Raw genomic sequence first — 19045 nt, forward strand, 5'->3', positions numbered from 1 at the left:
TTTTTTATTTCCGCATCGCCTGCTACCGCTTGGTCCATGATTGACGTTCTGCTGCAAACCCTGCCGTTTTTCCTTTTGATCGCCGTGGGCTACGGCGCAGGGCGCAGCGGCTTCTTCCCCGAAGAAGCCACCGCCTGGCTGACCCGCTTTGTCTTCTACTTCGCGCTTTCGGCCATGCTGTTCCGTTTCTCCGCCAACCTTTCGCTGGCCGAGGTGTTCGACCTGCCCTTTGTACTGGCCTATTTGTTTGGCACCCTGGCGGTTTACCTTCTGGTCACCTTTGTGGCCCTGGCCCGTGGCCGCGGTGTCGAGGAAGCCGCAATCGAGGCGCAATGCGGCGTGGTGGGAAATGTCGGTTTCCTCGGCGTGCCGATGCTGGTCATGCTGCTGGGGGAAGCGGCAATTGGTCCGGTCATGCTGGTGTTGGCCACCGACCTGATTGTCTTTGGCAGCCTGATCGTCATCGTCATAACCGCCCGCCGCGACGGTCGCCTGTCCCCCGCTGTTCTGGTCAGTGTTGGGTTGGGCCTGCTCAAGAACCCGATGATCGTGTCTATCTCGCTGGGGCTGTTGTGGTCCGCCACCGCACTGCCGCTGCCCGGCCCACTCAACGAATTTGTCGCCATCCTGGGTGCCGCGGCCACGCCGGGGGCGCTTTTTGCCATCGGCGCCTCGCTGGCCGGGAAGTCTGCGGAGCGGCTGGTGGTCGCGGGCTGGCTCAGCCTGGCCAAACTGGTGCTGCACCCGGCCGCCGTTGCCGCCACGGCGCTGTGGCTGTTCACGGTCGATCCCTATGCCGCGGGCGTCATGATCGCCGCCGCCGCCCTGCCGGTTGCGGGCAATGTGTTCATCCTGGCCCAGCATTTCGGGGTGGCGCCACAGCGGGTGTCAGCCTCGATTCTGATTTCAACGGCCTTCAGCATCCTGACCGTGTCCGCCATTATCGCTGCGCTTTAGGCCGCGCGGTTCAGATCTGCCAGCGGCGTGAACCGCACCGCGTTGATCCGGGCCTTGCCCCTGGTCTGCGGTGAAGCGCGTCCAGCCCAATTCGCCAACGACGGGGCAGCGGCCCATAGGTTGAGGTACAAATGCCCCGGAACCTCAGGCAACTGCGCCTGCTCGCGTGTCACCTCAAAAACCATTTGAGCCCCGACAAACCAGCGCAGACGGTCCGGCCACCACTCAAACGCATAGCGTCGCGACTGCGCCGCCGCGTCAAACCCCAAAGGGATCTGCCGCGTCTGCAATGCGCCATCCACAAACCAGGAGGCCTGCATCATCCTTGTATTCTTGCCCAGAAATTCAATGTCGATCTCATCGTGCCGGGTGCCATAATAGGGGCCGGTATACAGAAAAAATCCGGTCACCAGACCCGCGCCTCGGGCGGGTTTAATGTCCGCTTCATAGCGCCCGAAACCTGATGTTTCGCGCCGACGCAAAGACGCCCCTTCAAATCGGTTCCTCGGCGCAAGGCTTGCCCCTGCACGTGGTGCAATCACCAGCGCTAGGCGAGACGCAGAGCCTTCATGTTGAACCTGTCTGCGACGCCAATCAGTGTCGAAATGCGGGTGGTCAAAATCGTAGTCGGCAACATGCCAGCGCCCCTCGTCCAAAGTTTCGAATGGATCGTGAAAGGCACTGGTCTGTTCTGCCCTAACAGCGGTCGGCGGCATCGCAGAAAGAACCATTGCAGCAGCCAGCGGAAATCGCTGTAAGTGTTTCACCATCACTCCCCCTCCCGACAGCTTTGCAAAATCCCGAAGAAACCCTCTCCGGGTTTTGCGACGGGACATGTTCTGCCCAACACGCGATTCCGGCTCCATTCTGGAGACCCCTCATAAGGAAAACAGCCCACGACATTGTCGTTAACGGGTTGTTTACCTTTCAGGGGACGAGCCTGAAATCCGCAATCACGATTGTGGTTAACACGTGTTGCCAAGCCAATCGTGCAAACCGCACCTTGCACGGCTGCTCGCTAAAACCCCGAGACGCCCTGCTGATATCCGGGATCCGCGGCGCAACTGCGGGCCCAAATCGCAACCCGTCTGTTTCTGGGATCGCGACTGTCCACACCCGCAAGCGGCTCTTCTTCCCCCTTGCCCTCCAGACTACGGATCCGCCTGCCGTCATCCAGCAACGGTCGCAGATGGTCTGCAACAACCTCCGCCCGTTGTTTAGAAAGGCGCAGGTTCTGTGTGGTGGATCCGCTGCTGTCAGAATGTCCTACCAGATGCAGGCAGGCCCTCGCCATCACAGGGATGTTCAAGATATCGCCGAGCAGAGCGATCTGCGCCTGTGCGACCGGATCAAGGTCCAGACCACCGGCCGGAAAAAACACATGAGATTCGCGCAGTGCGGCCTCTGCCATCATCGACGTCTGTCTCTGCGCCTGCCCCGCCACATCACGACGCTCGTGAGACACCTCAGGATTTTGCGCAACGGGCGACAGCTGCGTCTGTTGAACCTGCGCGACAAGACATCCATCGCCGACGATTCCATAGCGGTCCATCAACTGCAGGCAGAGCGCCTGCGGCAATGCCACAGCCGAAGACGCAACCGCAGGCGACCCGACAACAGTCAGTGTCCCAATCGCGATCCATGCCAGTCCCGAGGCCAACGCGGCCCCAAAGCCCATGAAGAATGATCGAATACGACGCATTTTGGCATCCCTCCTGGCCCCAATATCTCGCAGAATCCTTTCGAAATCCTAAACGCGCGAAAGATCACTGCCAGCAGACCAAAACGATCCTGCGTTAACCGGATATTGTGATTCTCAACGTCATTCTGGCCCCAATCAAACTGGGTAGCCTCAATGGACGTGACAACAAATCATCCGGGAAAAACGGACCGCAACCGCGAGGTGTGGATTGACGGTTTGCGCCTACTGGCGGGCCTCTCGATGGTGGGGTTACACGCCAGCGCTGACGCCTATGGGCAGCCCTTCCCCAACGCCAGCGCCGAGGCCCGGGTTCTGCCAATGCTCTTGCGCGCGGTGCTTTACATCGCGCGAACGGAACTGTTCCTGTTGATCTCGGTTTTTCTGCTTCTGATGGCCGTGCAGGCGCGCCCGCGCCGCTACAGCGAAACGCTGCGCCAATTAATGGGCCGCCTACTGCCCTCCTTCTTGTTTTGGACGGTCTTTTACCTGTTTTACAGCCTGCTGAAAGCACAGGCCTTTGGCTATTTCCCCACCGCCCTGAGCCAACTGCAAGATGCCTAATACCTGGCTCGCAGCTTCCTTCTTGGGGACGCCAAGTATCACATGCATTTCATCCCGACATTGATCGGAATTCTGCTGTTTTTTCCTTTGTTCAAAGTCGCTTACAAATATCCCGCCCTGGGGCTATCGCTGATTGGTTTTCTGGCACTTCGCCGGGTGCTAGATGCGGCCCTGTACCAGTCTTTTTGGCAACACGACCTCCTGCCCTACCTGCTGCGCGGCGCCAAAGTCCTGAGTTATATAGGCTATGGCATGGCCGCTGCGACGCTGCTGGCGTTGTTTCACCGCTACACCCCGTTGGAGCGCGCTCGTTGGAGCCGCCTGTTGGCGGCACTGCTTGTATTTCTGTTCGGCTTCAAGCTGGCCGCAACCGTCCAGGTCATCGAAACCGGGCGTTGGGCCTTTACCAATATCCCGGGCTACTGGGCGGATTTCCTAATGCCAGTTTTGCTCATGGGTCTGTGTCTCAGCCTATCAGGTCGGAGCTGGCCAGCATTGTTGTCGCGCGGTGCGCGGTACGCCTTCGGCATCTATCTTTGCCACCCGGTTTTTCTGGATCTGGCAGAAATAGCGTTGCACCGGACAGGTCTGTCGCCAATCCAGCTGGTTACCGCAAAAATCGCCTTCACAGTGCCTTCCACATGCCTGTTTGTCTGGAGCCTGGAAAAGACCCGTTGGTTTGCGTGGACCGTGGGCCTCGGCAGGGCCCCGCGACTCCGACATCTTCGTTTTAGAAAGTCCCACACACAGGAGGCAAACCATGCTCACCAACATTGAAGCGCAAGGAGCACTCACCCTTGTCCAGGTGTCTGCCAATGTGCTGACGTCGGCCGCTTTGCCCAGCCTGCTCAGGGCCCGGTTGCACATGCAAGATACCGGCCGAAAGGCCATGCTGATAGACCTCAGCCGCATCCGCCGGATCAATCAGTCCGGCCTGGGCGCGCTGGTCGAGCTTACGGCCGAGTTCGGTGTTTCAGCAGCCATCGGCTTTTATGCCGCTCAAGACAAAGTGGCGCAGACCATTGCCAGATGCCCCGCAGCCTCCATGCTGCAGGTTTTTGCAACTCTGGACGATGCGCTTGCCAAAGCCCCTTTCAAGGCCAAACAACTCTGCGGCACCAGAGCTGTGGTCCTTTGTGCCGGCCGCGGCACCCGGATGGGCCCTTTGTGCAGGACCACTCCCAAACCTATGTTGGACTTTCTGGGGAAACCCGTAGTCCATCATCTGCTGGATCACCTGTCCAGTTACGGCCTCAATGATGTCATCCTCAATCCCGGCCATCTTGCCGAGGTGATCCATAACGAGTTCCCCGCGCCGCCTCTCGCAGCTTGTTCTTCCTGAACGAAGGTCGGAAAGACAGAGAGGGGTGGGTGGCACGGCCCCTTGGCTCTGCCTCAACCCTGGCCCGCTTGCAGCGGCAGCACACAGCGTTTGAAGATAGTTTTTTGTCTTTTGTGGGGACGCGCTGACCGATCTGGACCTTGCCGCGATGATGCGTCACCACCGCGCAACCGATGCGGATGTCACAATTGCCGCACATCGAAACGCGCCGGAACACATTGAAAAATATGGCATATTGCAGTTATCTGGCGCCAGCAGGGTCTGCGGGTTTCAGGAAAAACCACCACAAACCCACGCAGCGTCCAATCTCGCCAGCACCGGCATCTATCTGTTCCATCCCCGCGTGCTGAATGGGCTACAGGACCGCCCCGGTCAGGACATCGCAACCGATCTGTTGCCTGCGGTTCTCAATTCCGGCGGCCATATCGAGGCCTTTGATCCACATTTTTGCTGGACCGACATCGGCACCGCCCGGGATTACTTCACCGCACTGGTGCGCGCGCTGAAAGAAGAAAACGTCGGCATTCCCGCGGCGGGACTGGCGACGGAATCCTCCAAGTTTGGGCGCCCCCCCCCGCGGCCATACCGCGCAACCTGAGCATGCGGGGACCGTGCTACATTGCGCCCAGTGCAAAAATTCTGGGCCCCGTTGAGTTTGAAGGCCCGGTGATCCTCGGTGCAGACACCGTGATCGAAGGGCCTGCCTACCTCAAGAACACGTTGATGACTCCAAACACCCACGTGCATCCGGGCGCGTGGATTGAAAACATGATTGCCGGCCCTGATTGGGCCCTTAACCACACTGCCGATCACCCAGCCGATACGGCATCGCCGACAAACTTTACGCCCCTCGATGCAGTTGGGCCTATGGGGCCTCCCGAACTGCCCGGCGCCGCACAGGAAAGGCAGATATCGTGACGAAACGATCCATTTTTCTGATGCTTTTACTGATGGGGCTGACGGCCCCCGCACAGGCCGAAGACCGATTCTGGATTCTCTGGGAACGTTATCGTTACAGCGGTGAAAACTGCCCAACCGGGCAAAACTGCGTGTTAAAACGCGATTTTGCCAGCCGTCCTTTGCAGCCCCAATACCCCGAAACGATCTATCGTATGTTTGGTGCTGCCGGGCCACGCGGGTTTGCACATGATCCCCCCTCGCTTCATCCCGAGGCCCCGCAGGTCTGTGACCCCAAGCAAGCGCAACTGGCCGTGGGGTTTGACCCGATCCAGCTGCCGCAATCGTTGAAGATTGAGGCCCTGCGGGGTGTTGACCAGCTGCATGTGGATTTGCGCAATCTGAAGGCGCCACCGGGTTTCTCAGACAATTTCGGCACGTCGCTTCACCGCCGCTTCGTCGCCACGTTAGAGCGGGCCGGCATTGAAGTGCTCACTGAAGAGGAGGTGACCACCGTCCCGGGCCATCCCAAGCTGAGCATTTTCTTTTCCGTCACCGACCCGGACGGTCATTGTGACTACACCTACTCCGTGTTTGCCAGCCTCTCGCAAGAGGTTTTGCTGGTGCGCGATCTGCGGATCAAAATCACCGCCGGTGTCTGGGCTTATTCGACCGGATCGACAGCAAAGGATCATCACGGCACCGAGGAGGATGCTATTTTGCGTGTGGCCGAGGCTTTCATTCGCGATCAGCGCCAGGTAAATCCACGGTAGCCAGATGAGCATGCCCTCTGCCCCCCCTCCGTATTTCGCCCAGTTTGAAGGTCGGTCTCCGCCAAAATTTGTGCCGATGTCCGCCGCCCGTCAGGCCCTGTGGCAGCTGCTCGCCGGGTGTTCTGTCGCGGCCGCGGTATGCTATCTGCATTGGCGTTGGGCCAGCAGCCTCAATACTGATGTGATGATGTTCTCCAGCCTTGTTGCCGGCGCCGAAACCTTCCTGATTTTGGGAATGTTCCTGTTCTATTTTGATATCTGGCAGGAAGGAGATTGCCCCCAGACCCCGCCCCCAACAACACGAGGTGAAGCGCATCTTTCGCCCGAATCCAAACCGATTTCTGTTGATATCTTCCTCACAACCTACGACGAACCGCCCAGCTATGTTGCCCCCTCGTTACAAGCGGCCCGTGCCGTCAAGGTGCCCCCGAACACCCGCGTGCAGATCTACCTTCTTGACGACGGAAACCTGCCTGAGATGGCCCGGCTGGCTCAAAAATATGGCGCAACCTATTTGGCACGAAAGGAAAACTCCGGCTTCAAAGCGGGGAACTTGCGCAACGGGTTGTTCCACAGCGATGGCGACTTTGTGGTCATTTGTGATGCAGACACACGTCTCTTCCCGGCGGTTCTGACAAACACATTGGGCTATTTTCGTGACCAACAAGTCGCCTGGGTGCAAACGCCCCATTGGTTTTATGACATCCCACAGGCGCAACCGATCGCACAAAGAACGATGCACCTCCCCACGGCCCTGAGGTGGTTCTGCGGCCTTCTGCCCAACCGGTTACACGTGGGCAGAGATCCGTTTTTATCAGACCCTGCCGTCTTCTTTGATGTCATTCAGCGCCGGCGCAATCGTAATGGCGCTTCTTTTTGTTGCGGGGCGGCATCGTTCCACCGGCGTGAAGCCATTTTTGAAAACGCCCTGCAGCAGAAAGCCCAAACGACCTCAGCAATCTCGCACAGGCTGCGGACACGCCACAATCTGGCTTGTGCCCCTTTGGAACCGTTCCGCTTTCATGTTTCAGAAGACCTCTACACGTCAATGCGTTTGCATGCCGCCCCACAGCACAAATGGCGTTCCGTTTACCATCCGCAACCTGAAGCCCGGATGCTTTCGCCATGGAGTGTTAAGGCCTGGGCAACGCAACGGTTAAAATATGCGGGCGGCAGCTATGACCTGATGTTGCGCGACAACCCGCTCTTTTCACGACACATGCCGTGGCGACACAAGCTGCATTATGCAGCAACGTTCTGGTCCTATCTGACCATACTTTGGTTGCCGGTTTTGCTGTTGTCACCGGCCTACTCATTGGTCACAGGGATTGCGCCCGTCACGGCCTATTCAACTGAGTTTTTTCTCAAATTCCTCCCCATGGCGACCTTTGCAGAACTAGCGATGATCGCAGGCACCAAGGGGCATTCATTGCGCAACGGCAGGCTCACCACATTCGCCACGATGCAAATCCAGTTTCAAGCTCTTTGGTTGGTCTTGCGCGGTCGCCGTCCCAGCTTTCCGCCGACACCCAAAATCCCCTTTCTGGGGACCTCCTGGACCTATCTGCGTCTGCCAGTGGTTTTCATCATAATCCTGACGGGGGCGGCAGCGGCCGGTGTTGCCCAAACAGTTCTTGGCAGCAGCACACATCCCCCCGCACTTCTGGTGGTCAATCTGTTTTGGTTGACCTGGAACTTATCGTTGCTGTTCCAGTCGTTGAGTGCCGCGCTGCTAGCACCGCCCCCCCAGAGTCCCCAAATTTCGTCAAAAAATCCTAAATAGTAGGCCTAAATGCCAAACAACAGTTCTCTGGTCCCCAGCCTCTTCTTTTTGGCGGGTTTAAGCGCCACCGGCGCCTTGGCGATCTATCTCGATGGCAGCTTTGGCAATGTGACACGCACCGCGAGCTGGAGCGTTTCACAAGACACACAAAGAGAACCGCAGCCCGCACGGGGCCTATCGGCGGAGGATCTGGCCTACGCCCGAACGGCTTGGGCTTATTTTGACAAAAATTATCAACCTGCAACCGGTCTAATCGATTCCGTACAGGGTTTTCCCGCCGGCACCTTGTGGGATCAGGGCTCATACTTACTGGGCATGATTGCAGCGCGCAGCCTGGGATTGATTTCCCAACAAACCTTGGATCAGAGGGCCACCGCGCTTCTTAACAGTTTCACGCGATTGGCCCTGTTTGAGGGACGTTTGCCAAACAAGGTCTACAGCACCGTTTCACTGGACATGGTCGATTACGACGGTAACCCGCAACCAGATGGAATTGGTTGGTCAGCATTGGACATCGCCCGCATGTTGTCTGCTCTCAGGGTGCTCGAACTGCACCACCCGCACCATGGCCCAGATATCCGCGAACTCCTTGGCAATTGGGACCTGTCGGTCATGGCCCGCGATGGCCGCATGATGGGCAGCGCTCGCATCGACGGGGAGGTGCGCCTGCTGCAGGAAGGTCGGATCGGGTATGAACAATACGGTGCCCGATCTGCCGCAATGTGGGGATTAGATGTGCTGGTCGCGGCCAATGCGGCCCCGATTTTGCGCTGGCATGACCTCGATGGGATTGAGATACCTGTCGACCTCCGCACCGCGCAGCATTTCGATGCAATCACCCCGGTGGCAAGCGATCCGTTTTTCCTGCAAGCGATTGAGATGGGCTTCACCGAGGAGAGCAAGATTCTGGCAGAACGGGTTTTTGACGCGCAACACACACGTTTCAGGCAAACCGGTCAGTTGACGATGGTTTCAGAAAGCAACATCGATCAGCCGCCACATTTTCTTTACAACAGTCTTTTTGGGAACGGCATCGACTGGGCTGTGGTCACTGAAACGGGCGAACACTACCCTGAACTCAGGACGATCAGTTTAAAATCTGCCTTCGCTTGGGATGCAATCTACGCCAGTGCCTATTCACAACAGGTCCTGGAGACCCTGCTGCCCCTTGCAACGCCGGATGGCTGGCCCTCCGGCACCTATGAGGCCGATGGCCAGCTTAACGACATCTACACCGCCAACACCAACGGTGTCGTGCTGCAAGCCCTATACTACAAGGCTCATGGCCCCATGATGAAATTGCCCTAGAGAACTGATAGCACGAAAGGCCGCCCTATTGCACAGTGTTTGGCAGAAGCGACGCATTTCATCTCACAACCAACCTTCGGACACCGCAGCGCCTTCGGGCTTTCCAGAATGGGGCGTTTACCCTTCAGTTCTCTTGCTGTGCTGTAAGGTAGGGCAACGCCGCAGATTTGAAATAATAGGACAGGAGCTGATAATGCGGGACGGTGACCTCTGGCAGCACAGCTGGGGCGACGTGATCTTCTTCTGCCACTGGTGGATTGTCCCGCGACGTTTCGGGCGCGCCATCATTTAACTGCGCTTCGAGCCCCTGCAGGAGTTCTTCCACCAATTGAGCATCTTCGGAGGTAAAACTGTCTGCCAGAGTGGCCTGATGCATCATTTTTCTGCACCAGGCTGCACGGGTTCCTGCTTTACCTCCTCCCCGTGAAGCGTGGAGGCGCTGGCAACTTCCAAAACAGCAACCGCCGTCCGCATGTCCAAACCCAGATCCTCAATCAGGTAGCGCAGATGCCCGGCCGCAGAATGGGAAGGGGCCTGCATGGGTTCGGCTTCCATTTCCGCCGACGCCGTTGTGTCCGGAATTGCCACATCCTCCGAAGTTACCTGTGTTTGCAGCTGCCCCGCGTCGACCTCTTCAGGGACATTCGCCTCCGTCCGCGTCAAACGATCCAATTCCTGGGCGAGTTGCACAATTAAAGTGTCCAGCGCCGCGGGCGAAGCCGCATTTGCATCTGGCAAGCCCGGTTGTGACTCTTGCAATGGGGGCTCCCCAGCTGCCGCCAATTCGGCCAACATCTGTTTCACCGACTGCAGTTCCGCCTCAAGTTCCGCAACGGTTTTGGCTTCGTCCTCAGCCGGTTGCGGTTCTTGCAATTCCCGCCCAACCGTTGCCAGGCTGGGGGCCAGGACCTGCGGCCGGGCCATCGGTGACGACCAACCAGAGTTTTCCGTCAGACGCTGCTGTTCGTCGGGATTGCGCGCATTGGGAACAGGCCAGCTGCGGGGCAACACGCTGTAGTCCTGCCGGTTCATAATCCAGCGGAGATAAGCCGTCGTGACAACGAAGCCTCTGAGGGACTGCCTGCTGACCTCCTCACCCCCACGGCGCACGATCAATTCCGTCGCGGTGCCCAGCAAGGTTTCAAGTTGCGTGTCCAATGGCAGCAGCACCCGATCCGGCACTTGGATTTCTGAAATCCCTTCTGCCAGATAGAAACTGTCTCCTTCGAGCGCGTCTTCGAATTTGAGCTGCAACTGTCCGCGTTGGGTCAGCAGGATCGAGAGCCCCCCTTTACGTCCCATGCATTCATTGGTCCGCGCTTTGCACACCACCTCAAACACATCGACATCTAGGCGTGGATTCGGGGAAAATCTGGCATAGCCGTCTGGATCGAAGCGAAAATATACCCCTTCAACCAGGCCTTCCTGAAAGGTTGGCCAGCCAAAGGCTCCGCGGAGGGATTGCCGCGCCTCGGTTGCGCCGATTGCAAAGGGAATCGCCGTGTCGACAATGGCATTTTCAGATGCAAAAGCCTCCTCCGAGCGGAGCAGAATGGCCGTTTGTGCCACCGAACTTTGGGTCGTAACGCCAATGCAGATGCTTAGGCCAACTGTGCTCATAAGAGTAAATTTCATCAGAAATCCGTCCTTTCCTGAACTGAATGACGCAGGGCCGGCAACCAATCCTTTTTCTGGGGCGGGTCCGGATAATTCCGCAGCAATCGAATGTCTTGATCGCGGTAGGCGGTATACCAAACTTCGGTTTCACCGGTGTAGGGGGTCAGAATTGTGCCCTGCACCTTGTGCAATAGGGCTGTCAGGATGATCCCGTTGTTGTTGGCAGTGAAGATCTCCACCCGCCCCTGCCCCCGTTCGTAGAGCCCTTCATACATGCCGTTCTCAGGATCGTAGAGCTCGATCACCGCATCAAACAGAACATCGGTGTATTCCGTTTCCCATAGCGCCCAGAGGCCAAGGGCAGCTTTGGCCGAAACCGCGGCATGGTCGGGCACATAGTCGCCGCGCGGTGTGACCGTGTTCCATGGGTAGCCATCTGAGAAAATGGTGTCATAGGTGAAATAGGGCGGGCCTTTGACGTTGTGTTCTGACCGGGCCGTCATGAACCCTGTCTGACGCCAGCGGTTTTCCTGCACCTGATAGATCCGGTCGGCAAACTCTGCCCGCCAGCCGTCGGAATGCAGCCAATCGGGACTGGCGTCATCATGCGGCAGATCAAAACCCAACTCCAACCCATCCTGGAGGTAACTCTCTGTCACCACATAGTTTTGCGAATGGAAAACCCGTGGGTCGCGCCCGTCGTAGGGCACCTGTACCCCAAATATCGACGTGGTAAGAAACGGTTCTGCCCGATGCGCCAGCCGTGGCCGAAATCCCCAGAGGGCGAACCCTTTGGCGGCATATTCCTCATAGCCCAGACGCCCCTCCTGGGCGTAGACGGTTTCGCCCGTATCCTTGTCGACATAGGAGCCGAACATCAACCCTTCTGAATCGATCGCATTGCGGAAATCCCATTTCAGCAACACCGAGTCGATCGTATTTGCCAGATATGGGTAGCGATTTTTGTAGATCCGCATCCAGACCAGAAAGCGACCAATATCCAGCGCAGAAAAGCCACTTTCACCGAGCTTGTTTGTGTAATCCACCTTCGCCCCGGTTTTCGTATGATAGACTTTGTTGGGCAGCTCTTTGCGAAACAGCTCCAGCGATTTGATTGTGGTCAGCAGGCGTGTGATTCGGCTGTCGAATTCGGGCTTCTCGATAAGGCACAGTTCATAGGCCGCCGCCAGTCCCGCCATATAGGATGCCGTGTCCCACAGAGTGGTTGAGGGGTAGTTCCCAACCGAATTCGCCAGGCCAGTTGTTTCCTGGGTGAACCGTTCGAAATAGTGCCAGGCCACCTTTGCGGCGCGCATTTCGCGTTCGGTCAGAAAGCCCCGGCGGGCGCGATATTTCCGGACATATTCATTGCGCGCCGAATATCCAGAGGGCTGCGCCAGCCCGCGGTCCACAGTTTCAAAATAGTCTGCAGGCATATCGCACATACGGGGGGGCACGGTGCGCCTTGGCACCCCTTCCAACAAACTGATTGTGGCACTGGGCAGATTGCCCCGCATCAACGCGGGAATGTCATCCAGATCTCCCCCGGCAATGATCGGAACAATCTCTTCTTCGCGATGCAGGAAGACATGCCGGGCCGCCAATCCAACCGCGTAGCTGGCCCCCGCCAGCAGGGAGATGGAGACCACAAGCAGCGTCAACCCAACCCGAAAGGGGTGTTTTCCATTCCCAGTATGCGTGGTTCCACGTTTCAACATCAGTTTGAGCTCCGACTCAGTCACCGAGGATCAAACCGTAAACTCATTAACAATTCGCAACCGGAGCGCGCGAAAAATACCGCGGCCTGAAAAGCAATTATTAAGGAAACGGGATTAGGACAATCAGGACGGAAGGAGAATCCAATGTCCCAAGACAGCCCTGTATCCAGTGCCGCAACGCACCAGGCCGCCGCCCTAGCCAAAGGGACGTTGGACGCGCTTCAGCATAAGGACCCGAAAGCCATTGTCATGCGGGATCGCAGCACGCCGCTGTGGGCCAACGTCCTCTCTGCTTCCTATGCGGCGGGCACCTCTCTCTGCCTGCTCAGCCTTGCGGCGCTCACCTTCTATGTTCAGGAATTGGTGGTCGCGCAGGGGTTCGAAATTCTGGCCCCCATTCTGACAGTGGTCGGTCTGGTCCCCGTTTTGGGGATGCTCCTGTTTGCCTGGGGCCACGCGCGTTCTCTGAAAGGATACCGCTATATCAGGCAGTTGAGCGCGGGTTTTGGGCAAACTGTGATTGCTGTTCTGGTGCTGGCCGCAACCGGTTTTGTGCATCCGCTGTTCTTGGGGGCACCGATCATTGCTCTTGTGATTGGCGGCACCGTCGCCGGCCCGCTGCAGCGCTGGATGCCACGGGAACAGGCCTGGGATTTCGACGCCGGCGAAGCGGTGGCCTTCTTTTCGGGTCGGGACAAACGGGCGCTCGACCTGTCACGATCGTCTTCAGAAAGCGCCGCGCTGGTGCCGCCAGTATTGTTCGCGCTGCAGGTTTTCACCGGCCTTGCAACATTCGCCTTGGCCAGCTGGCTGGCCCTGCGCGAACTGCTCAACCCGGCCGCGACAACGGCGGTTACCTTGATGACATTTTGGGCGGTCCGGGTGATCCATGAGGCGCTGCTTAACCGCTCCCGGCTTGTCCCGGAAAATGCTGAAAGTGCTGGTTCTGTTGTTCTCCACGATGTGCGCGAGGATGCTGAACAGGCTGACACCGGCCTGTGGGTGCAGGGGCTGACGGTGCAAACGCCCGCGGGTGACACGCTGTTGAATGACGTCAGTTTTCATTGCCAGCCAGGGCAAATTATCGGCTTGGTCGGGGATGGCTTGTCCGGTAAATCACTTTTGCTGCGCGCCCTGAATGCCCCGCATGACCTCTCGGCGTTGCAGGTTGAGGGCTGTGTGCAGGTTAATGGCATCGCCCCCTGGCCACGCGTGGCCCGCCAGCAACGTTTGCTGACACAGCATCTGCCCCCGGTGCCCTTGCTGACAAGCGCCTCTGGGGAAGACAATCTGACCTGCTTTTCGCCAGACCGGCGTAGCCGGGCCGAAAAGCTCCTGAAAGCACTGGTGTTCAACAGCGATACCGTTTCCCATATTGTTGCTGCGCCAGACCCGCGACACCTGTCGCAGGCGCATCAGAACGCCCTGGCGTTTGCACGGGCCCTGTTGCTGCAGCCAGACGTCTTTTTGATCGACCGCCCCGAAGATGGCACCAATGAGGCGCTGCGCAACGCCTTCCTGGCGCGGCTGCAGCAACAGGCGCGCGCCGGTGCCTGCATTGTGCTTGCCTCCGAAGATCGCCGTTTTCAGGAATGTTGCGACCAGCTGCTGGTGCTGCAAAAAGGCCGGGTTGTCGAATTTGGCCCCTCCGCGGAAATTCGCGGGAGGCACTCTTCCGGCTGGCAGCGATTTGTTGCAGACCTGTCTCTTGACAGCGAAGAGGCGCTGGACAGTTGGCTGCGGGCCCAGTTCCGTCGCGATGGGGACGAAGGCAACCGGCGCAAGGTCTGCCTGATTGCCAACGAACTGCTTGCACTTGCCTGCCGCCGCACCGGGGTGTCTTTGCCTGACGCAAAGTTGCAAATTGACTTTAAACTCATGGCGGGCCGATGCCTGCTGAAACTTCATGTGCCAAAAGGACATATTTCATCCGCCACATTGGACCTTGCCAAAATCGAAGCTGAGGAGCTGACAACCCAGGCCGATCTCACCCCGCTTGCACGTGTTTTGCGAGAAGCGGCCAGTGTCGAAAATATCATGGATGAAGATCGCGGCCACCTATTGGTGACCATTGCAATATATGACCCCCGCCTCGCAACGCCGGCGTCTGGCACCACAGGCTCTGATGTCACGCGCAGTTGACATAGCGCCGCCGCAGCGGTTTCGCCTCCGGCCGCTGGTCCTGAGCCTCTGGACCACTGTTTTGGCCGTTGCGCTGCTGGTGATCTGTGTGGTCGGCAGCCGTGCGCTGACGGTGCCGGAGATCCTGCATTTCCGCGGCACCCTGGTGCCGGAACGCGAAAGCCGGGAGGTGCTGTTGCCGGCTGACGTTCCCCTGAAGGACACGCTGGTGTCTGAGGGAGAAGAGGTTTTGCAGAACCAAAAGCTAGCGGAAATCGACCTTGATCGCCTGCGACCCAAGATTGAAATGTTGCAATTTGCGGTTCTGCTGAATGCCACGCGGCGCGATTGTCTGCTCAATCAGGAAAAGCTGGAGGAATATGATCTCGCGGCGATGGATCTGGACGGGCAGGCACGGCTTGAAATGCAGACAGCGTTGCGGGAATGCCGGTTGCTGCATCAGGAACACCAGCTGGCCCGTCGCCAACTTTTGCAGAAACGCGATCAGCTGCGCCAGAATGCCAAACATCTCATGCTGCAAACCTTGCCAGAAGGGCCAGAACCCGCGGAGACGCGGGCACTGAGGCGTGCGGTGCAGTTGCAACGATTTGAGACCGCGGCACGTGCAATGGAATTGCAACTTGGGGCCTTGGCGACCCGACAGGATCAGGCCCTGGTGGAGCAGGTGAAATCCCTAAGGGCGGAAATCACGCAGCAAGAAGCCCTGCTTGACCGGCTGGAGCCCTTTCTGAAACGGCAATGGTTGCGCGCCCCGAAGCCCGGTGTGATTGACCGGTTGCGGTTGGGTCCGGGGCCACATCTGTTTGCCAGTGACGTTGTGCTGATGCGGCTCAATTCCCGTCACCTGCCGCGACTGACCACAGAGGTCTCGGTGCCGGCTACCGTGGCCAAGCGGCTGCAGGAGGGGGACAAGGTCTACTTCCGCCTGGCGGGGCTCCCGCTCAGCGCGCCAACGGCCCCTGGATATATCAGTGCTAAAGAAGGCATTGCTGCGGATCTGGCCGCGCCGCAGCAGTCCCGGCTGACGCTTCTGCTTGATCCGGTAGCGGTCGAAGACAGCCATGAACGGCGCCGTTTGATCAGCCATCTCGCCGCATTCGATGGCCCCTCTTCGGTCGAAATCCACCTGCCGGACACATCCCTTCTGAACCTTTTGGCCGGTGCTTCCCGCAGGTTTTCACCGGCCGGGCGACCGATTGAAACAGTGGTAACCACAATTCACTGATCCACCCGCTCTCTATGCTTGCCCCGAGCCCCCGGAACCCTGTAGCCATGACAAAAGTGGATCCAGGATCCAGCAGTCGCCCGGCTCAGCAACCGCGGCAGCACAAGAGAGCATCAGGGAGCATCAGATGGAAATTCTTTCAGAAAACCGTTGTTTTGGCGGTGTGCAAGGTGTCTACAAACACCCCTCCAAGGTCACCGGCTGTGACATGACCTTTGGCCTGTTCCTGCCCGAAGAAGCCGCTGACGGGCCCGTTCCGGTGCTGTGGTATCTCTCGGGCCTGACCTGCACCCATGAAAACGCGATGGTCAAGGCCGGCGCGCAGGCCTGGGCGGCAGAGCAGGGCATCGCGCTGGTGTTCCCGGACACCTCGCCGCGTGGCTCTGGTGTGGCGGATGATGAAGCCTATGATCTGGGCCAGGGGGCCGGTTTTTACGTCAACGCCACCGAGGCGCCCTGGGCCCCGCATTTCAACATGTGGGACTATGTCACCGAAGAGCTGCCGCAACTGATCACCGGCAATTTCAATATTGACGCGGACCGGCAATCGATCACCGGGCACTCGATGGGGGGGCACGGTGCTTTGACCATGGCCATGCGGCTGCCGGGGCGGTTCCGTTCGGTCTCGGCCTTTGCACCGATCTGCCACCCCACCGCAGGGGACTGGGGCCGCAAACAGCTTTCGGCTTATCTTGGCGACGCGCCCGAGGCCTGGGCCGCCCATGATGCCACTCTGCTGATGCGCGGTGAGGGTCTGGATATTCCGCTGCTTGTCGACACCGGCAGTGATGACCAGTTCCTTGATCTCCTGATGCCCGAAGCCTTTGCCGAAGCGGTGACAGCGCGGCGTGTGCCGGCGCAGCTGCGCCTGCAGAAAGGCTACGACCACAGCTATTTCTTTGTTTCCACTTTTATGGAAGATCACATCGCCTTCCACGCTGAGGCGCTATACGCATGACCGTGCTCTACGTCGATGCTGACGCCTGCCCGGTCAAGGCAGAAGCCGAACGAGTGGCGAGCCGGCACAAGATCGCGATGAAGCTGGTCAGCAACGGCGGCTTGCGTCCGTCGCCAAACCCTTTGGTCGAAAACATCATCGTACCAGAAGGCCCCGATGTGGCCGATATGTGGATCGCAGACCGCGCCGTTAAAGGCGACGTGGTGATCACCACTGACATCCCGCTGGCCGCCAAGGTGGTTGCCAGCGGCGCGCGGGTGTTGAAACCAAACGGCGAAGCGCTGACCGAGGCCAATGTCGGCAACGCGCTGGCCACCCGCGACTTGATGACCGATCTGCGCGCCGCGGACCCGTTTCGACAGGGCGGCGGCAAACCTTTTTCCAAGACCGACCGGTCCCGATTTTTAGATGCATTGGAGCGCACAATGCGCGCCGCTTTGAAGGACTAAATGATGACAAGCTCTCGTGAAAAAACCGTTGTGTTTGATCTTGGACAGGTGTTGGTGCGTTGGGATCCCGAGGGGTTCTATGACCGCCAGATTGGCGTGGCCCGGCGCAAGGCGCTGTTTCAGGCCGTGGATATGCACGGCCACAATCTGCGCATCGATCTGGGGGAAACCAAAGAAGAGGTGATGCAGGATGTGGCCCGCCAACATCCTGAGTTTGCAGAGGATATCATGCTCTGGTCGTCGCATTGGCTGGAGATGCTCTATGACGACATTCCGCATTCCGTGCGATTGCTGAAGGCGCTGAAAGCCAAGGGGCATCCGGTGGTGGCGCTGACCAACTTTGGTTGGGACACGCTGGCGATTGCGGAACATCGCTACCCGTTTCTGACCCTGTTTGACCGCCGGTTCGTGTCTGGTGAATTGCGCACCGTGAAGCCACGGGCAGATATCTATGAGGCGGTTGAAAACGGGTTGGGGGTTGCGCCAGAGCAATTGGTGTTTGCCGATGACAGCCCCGCCAACGTTGAGGCCGCACAGGCGCGGGGCTGGCACGCCCATCTGTTCACCGAACCTCAAGGCTGGGCCGATTGTCTGGTTGCGCACGGCATCCTGACCCGTGAGGAAGCACAATGAGCATCACCATTATTCCTTTTGAGGCGGGCGAAGCCCATCTGAACTGGCTCGATTTTGCCGCCGCCTTGGCGCGGGGCCACCAGCTGCCCAAGGCCGAGATTGCCGATACCTTCCTCTATCGTGGCAAGGACACACTGCTGAACCGCGCCGCCTGGATCGACGGGCTGGGCCTGGCGGTGAAATCGGCAACGATCTTTCCCGACAACCCGCAGGCGGGGCAGCCGATGGTGAATGGTGGCGTGTCGCTCTATGACGATCAGCACGGGATGTTGGAAGCGCTGGTTGATTTCCATCTGGTGACCAAGTGGAAAACGGCAGGTGACAGCCTGTTAGCGGCCACCCGACTGGCGCGGCCAGACAGCTGCAACATCCTGATCGTTGGGGCTGGCACCGTGGGCCGATCGCTGCGGCAGGCCTATGGCGCGGCCTTTCCGGAGGCAACCTTCACCATCTGGAACCGCACCACCGCCAAGGCCGAAGCCTTCGCCGCCGAATTCCCCGGGATGCAGGTGGCCGAGGATCTAGAAACAGCCGTGAAAGCGGCCGACATCGTCACCAGCGCCACAATGGTCACCGAACCGATCCTGCAAGGCGCCTGGTTCCAACCCGGCCAGCACATTGACCTGATCGGCGCCTATCGCCCCGACATGCGCGAAGCCGATGACGCAGCCCTGCAACGGGCGCGGGTCTTTGTTGACAGTTTCGACACCACCATTGGCCATATCGGTGAGGTGGAGATTCCCCTGCAATCTGGTGCGCTAAAGCGCGAGGACATGGTGGCGGATTACTACACGCTCGACGCGTTCCAGCGGCAATCCGACGATGAGATTACCCTGTTCAAAAACGGTGGCGGGGCGCATCTGGACCTGATGACCAGCCGCTACATCCTCGACGCCTGGAACGCAGCGCAGTAACGCTTGGCAGAGCCTGAACCAGAAACGCCGCCCTCTCCTCGGGGCGGCGTTATTCTTGCCAAAGGT

Annotated in this window: 17 protein-coding genes and 1 pseudogene; 13 read left to right on the top strand and 5 right to left on the bottom strand. The window is 58.7% G+C overall.

Annotated features, from left to right (window positions below; translation table 11 throughout):
• The first annotated feature begins 36 nt into the window (after nucleotides 1–36).
• On the top strand, nucleotides 37–957 hold the full coding sequence (locus SIC14_RS03545; RefSeq protein WP_412564456.1) for an AEC family transporter: 921 nt from the start codon (nucleotides 37–39) through the stop codon (nucleotides 955–957).
• Here SIC14_RS03545 and SIC14_RS03550 read toward each other — a convergent pair.
• Both SIC14_RS03550 and SIC14_RS03555 read right to left on the bottom strand, forming a co-directional pair.
• A complete protein-coding gene (locus tag SIC14_RS03550; protein ID WP_412564457.1) occupies nucleotides 954–1727 on the bottom strand; it encodes a family 16 glycosylhydrolase in 774 nt (257 codons plus the stop codon). The genes SIC14_RS03545 and SIC14_RS03550 overlap by 4 nt on opposite strands.
• A gap of 248 nt (nucleotides 1728–1975) precedes the next feature.
• Nucleotides 1976–2659 (bottom strand): OmpA family protein, encoded by a 684-nt coding sequence (locus SIC14_RS03555; RefSeq protein WP_412564458.1) that lies wholly within the window; start codon nucleotides 2657–2659, stop codon nucleotides 1976–1978.
• Nucleotides 2660–2899: 240 nt separating this feature from the next.
• On the opposite strand from SIC14_RS03555, the pseudogene SIC14_RS03560 reads away from it, so the two are divergent.
• The 6 genes and pseudogenes from SIC14_RS03560 (at nucleotide 2900) to SIC14_RS03585 (ending at nucleotide 9323) form a co-directional block, all read left to right on the top strand.
• Nucleotides 2900–3997 (top strand): annotated as a pseudogene (locus tag SIC14_RS03560) (acyltransferase family protein).
• A complete protein-coding gene (locus SIC14_RS03565) occupies nucleotides 3981–4562 on the top strand; it encodes an NTP transferase domain-containing protein (protein ID WP_412564459.1) in 582 nt (193 codons plus the stop codon). The pseudogene SIC14_RS03560 and the gene SIC14_RS03565 overlap by 17 nt, the downstream one beginning before the upstream one ends.
• 148 nt (nucleotides 4563–4710) lie before the next feature.
• On the top strand, nucleotides 4711–5160 hold the full coding sequence (locus tag SIC14_RS03570) for a nucleotidyltransferase family protein (protein ID WP_412564460.1): 450 nt from the start codon (nucleotides 4711–4713) through the stop codon (nucleotides 5158–5160).
• 316 nt (nucleotides 5161–5476) lie between these two features.
• Nucleotides 5477–6232, top strand: coding sequence for a hypothetical protein (locus SIC14_RS03575; RefSeq protein WP_412564461.1), 756 nt, complete (start codon nucleotides 5477–5479; stop codon nucleotides 6230–6232).
• Nucleotides 6233–6308: 76 nt separating this feature from the next.
• Nucleotides 6309–8015, top strand: coding sequence for a glycosyltransferase (locus tag SIC14_RS03580; RefSeq protein ID WP_412564462.1), 1707 nt, complete (start codon nucleotides 6309–6311; stop codon nucleotides 8013–8015).
• Nucleotides 8016–8024: 9 nt separating this feature from the next.
• The gene (locus SIC14_RS03585) at nucleotides 8025–9323 is read left to right on the top strand and encodes a DUF3131 domain-containing protein (RefSeq protein WP_412564463.1); all 1299 of its coding nucleotides are present in this window, start codon (nucleotides 8025–8027) and stop codon (nucleotides 9321–9323) included.
• Nucleotides 9324–9447: 124 nt separating this feature from the next.
• Here SIC14_RS03585 and SIC14_RS03590 read toward each other — a convergent pair whose 3' ends face one another.
• Genes SIC14_RS03590 through SIC14_RS03600 form a run of 3 tightly spaced genes read right to left on the bottom strand, consistent with a single transcriptional unit; the run spans nucleotide 9448 to nucleotide 12658 of the window.
• Nucleotides 9448–9699, bottom strand: coding sequence for a hypothetical protein (locus SIC14_RS03590; protein ID WP_412564464.1), 252 nt, complete (start codon nucleotides 9697–9699; stop codon nucleotides 9448–9450).
• Nucleotides 9699–11006 (bottom strand): hypothetical protein, encoded by a 1308-nt coding sequence (locus tag SIC14_RS03595; RefSeq protein ID WP_412564465.1) that lies wholly within the window; start codon nucleotides 11004–11006, stop codon nucleotides 9699–9701. Before SIC14_RS03595 ends, SIC14_RS03590 begins: the two co-directional genes overlap by 1 nt.
• A complete protein-coding gene (locus tag SIC14_RS03600) occupies nucleotides 10958–12658 on the bottom strand; it encodes a DUF3131 domain-containing protein (RefSeq protein ID WP_412564466.1) in 1701 nt (566 codons plus the stop codon). Before SIC14_RS03600 ends, SIC14_RS03595 begins: the two co-directional genes overlap by 49 nt.
• A gap of 144 nt (nucleotides 12659–12802) precedes the next feature.
• Here SIC14_RS03600 and SIC14_RS03605 point away from each other — a divergent pair, with 144 nt between their 5' ends.
• The 6 genes from SIC14_RS03605 (at nucleotide 12803) to SIC14_RS03630 (ending at nucleotide 18979) form a co-directional block, all read left to right on the top strand.
• Nucleotides 12803–14800 (top strand): ATP-binding cassette domain-containing protein, encoded by a 1998-nt coding sequence (locus tag SIC14_RS03605; protein WP_412564467.1) that lies wholly within the window; start codon nucleotides 12803–12805, stop codon nucleotides 14798–14800.
• Nucleotides 14784–16025 carry a hypothetical protein gene (locus SIC14_RS03610; RefSeq protein WP_412564468.1) on the top strand — a complete coding sequence of 414 codons (1242 nt, stop codon included), beginning with the start codon at nucleotides 14784–14786 and terminating at the stop codon, nucleotides 16023–16025. The genes SIC14_RS03605 and SIC14_RS03610 overlap by 17 nt, the downstream gene beginning before the upstream one ends.
• Nucleotides 16026–16152: 127 nt before the next feature.
• Nucleotides 16153–16983 (top strand): S-formylglutathione hydrolase, encoded by an 831-nt coding sequence (gene fghA, locus SIC14_RS03615; RefSeq protein ID WP_412564469.1) that lies wholly within the window; start codon nucleotides 16153–16155, stop codon nucleotides 16981–16983.
• Nucleotides 16980–17432: a YaiI/YqxD family protein gene (locus tag SIC14_RS03620; RefSeq protein WP_412564470.1), complete on the top strand. Its 453-nt coding sequence runs from the start codon at nucleotides 16980–16982 to the stop codon at nucleotides 17430–17432. The genes fghA and SIC14_RS03620 overlap by 4 nt, the downstream gene beginning before the upstream one ends.
• Nucleotides 17433–18065: an HAD family hydrolase gene (locus SIC14_RS03625; RefSeq protein ID WP_412564471.1), complete on the top strand. Its 633-nt coding sequence runs from the start codon at nucleotides 17433–17435 to the stop codon at nucleotides 18063–18065.
• Entirely contained in the window at nucleotides 18062–18979 is a 918-nt protein-coding gene (locus SIC14_RS03630) for an ornithine cyclodeaminase family protein (protein WP_412564472.1), read from the top strand. The genes SIC14_RS03625 and SIC14_RS03630 overlap by 4 nt, the downstream gene beginning before the upstream one ends.
• Nucleotides 18980–19045: the final 66 nt, after the last annotated feature.

Origin of the sequence: Thalassobius sp. MITS945101 (assembly GCF_047123305.1) — a bacterium.
In the GTDB taxonomy this organism is placed as follows: Bacteria; Pseudomonadota; Alphaproteobacteria; order Rhodobacterales; family Rhodobacteraceae; genus Thalassobius.